A 2,254-nucleotide genomic window follows, 5' to 3' on the forward strand; every position below is an offset into this window, starting at 1 on the left:
GGTGACTGCGTACCTTTTGTATAATGGGTCAGCGACTTATTTTCAGTGGCGAGCTTAACCGAATAGGGGAGGCGTAGCGAAAGCGAGTCTTAATAGGGCGTTTAGTCGCTGGGAATAGACCCGAAACCGGGCGATCTATCCATGAGCAGGTTGAAGGTTAGGTAACACTGACTGGAGGACCGAACCCACTTCCGTTGAAAAGGCAGGGGATGACTTGTGGATCGGAGTGAAAGGCTAATCAAGCTCGGAGATAGCTGGTTCTCCTCGAAAGCTATTTAGGTAGCGCCTCATGTATCACTCTGGGGGGTAGAGCACTGTTTCGGCTAGGGGGTCATCCCGACTTACCAAACCGATGCAAACTCCGAATACCCAGAAGTGCCGAGCATGGGAGACACACGGCGGGTGCTAACGTCCGTCGTGAAAAGGGAAACAACCCAGACCGTCAGCTAAGGTCCCAAAGTCCTGGTTAAGTGGTAAACGATGTGGGAAGGCTTAGACAGCTAGGAGGTTGGCTTAGAAGCAGCCACCCTTTAAAGAAAGCGTAATAGCTCACTAGTCGAGTCGGCCTGCGCGGAAGATGTAACGGGGCTCAAACCAGGCACCGAAGCTACGGGTATCACCTTTGGTGATGCGGTAGAGGAGCGTTCTGTAAGCCTGTGAAGGTGAGTTGAGAAGCTTGCTGGAGGTATCAGAAGTGCGAATGCTGACATGAGTAACGACAATGCGAGTGAAAAACTCGCACGCCGAAAGACCAAGGGTTCCTGCGCAACGTTAATCGACGCAGGGTGAGTCGGTCCCTAAGGCGAGGCTGAAAGGCGTAGTCGATGGGAAACGGGTTAATATTCCCGTACTTCTAGTTACTGCGATGGGGGGACGGAGAAGGCTAGGCCAGCTTGGCGTTGGTTGTCCAAGTTTAAGGTGGTAGGCTGACTGTTTAGGTAAATCCGGACAGTTAAGGCCGAGAGCTGATGACGATCCTTCTTTTAGAAGGAGAAGTGGTTGATGCCATGCTTCCAGGAAAAGCCTCTAAGCTTCAGGTAACTAGGAACCGTACCCCAAACCGACACAGGTGGTCGGGTAGAGAATACCAAGGCGCTTGAGAGAACTCGGGTGAAGGAACTAGGCAAAATGGCACCGTAACTTCGGGAGAAGGTGCGCCGGTGAGGGTGAAGGGTTTACCCCGTAAGCTCATGCCGGTCGAAGATACCAGGCCGCTGCGACTGTTTATTAAAAACACAGCACTCTGCAAACACGAAAGTGGACGTATAGGGTGTGACGCCTGCCCGGTGCCGGAAGGTTAATTGATGGGGTTAGCGCAAGCGAAGCTCTTGATCGAAGCCCCGGTAAACGGCGGCCGTAACTATAACGGTCCTAAGGTAGCGAAATTCCTTGTCGGGTAAGTTCCGACCTGCACGAATGGCGTAACGATGGCGGCGCTGTCTCCACCCGAGACTCAGTGAAATTGAAATCGCTGTGAAGATGCAGTGTATCCGCGGCTAGACGGAAAGACCCCGTGAACCTTTACTGTAGCTTTGCACTGGACTTTGAGCTTGCTTGTGTAGGATAGGTGGGAGGCTTTGAAGCGTGGACGCCAGTCTGCGTGGAGCCATCCTTGAAATACCACCCTGGCAATCTTGAGGTTCTAACTCTGGTCCGTTATCCGGATCGAGGACAGTGTATGGTGGGCAGTTTGACTGGGGCGGTCTCCTCCTAAAGAGTAACGGAGGAGTACGAAGGTGCGCTCAGACCGGTCGGAAATCGGTCGTAGAGTATAAAGGCAAAAGCGCGCTTGACTGCGAGACAGACACGTCGAGCAGGTACGAAAGTAGGTCTTAGTGATCCGGTGGTTCTGTATGGAAGGGCCATCGCTCAACGGATAAAAGGTACTCCGGGGATAACAGGCTGATACCGCCCAAGAGTTCATATCGACGGCGGTGTTTGGCACCTCGATGTCGGCTCATCACATCCTGGGGCTGAAGCCGGTCCCAAGGGTATGGCTGTTCGCCATTTAAAGTGGTACGCGAGCTGGGTTTAGAACGTCGTGAGACAGTTCGGTCCCTATCTGCCGTGGACGTTTGAGATTTGAGAGGGGCTGCTCCTAGTACGAGAGGACCGGAGTGGACGAACCTCTGGTGTTCCGGTTGTCACGCCAGTGGCATTGCCGGGTAGCTACGTTCGGAAGAGATAACCGCTGAAAGCATCTAAGCGGGAAACTTGCCTCAAGATGAGATCTCACTGGAGCCTTGAGCTTCCT

1 rRNA gene is annotated in these 2,254 nt (G+C 53.3%); it reads left to right on the top strand.

Annotation, left to right across the window (positions count from 1 at the left end):
• A 23S ribosomal RNA gene (locus FHR73_RS22410) occupies positions 1-2,251 on the top strand; the annotation flags it as partial.
• Positions 2,252-2,254 lie beyond the last annotated feature (3 nt).

It is taken from the genome of Pseudomonas sp. AS2.8, assembly GCF_014190935.1.
Taxonomy (GTDB): Bacteria; Pseudomonadota; Gammaproteobacteria; order Pseudomonadales; family Pseudomonadaceae; genus Chryseomonas.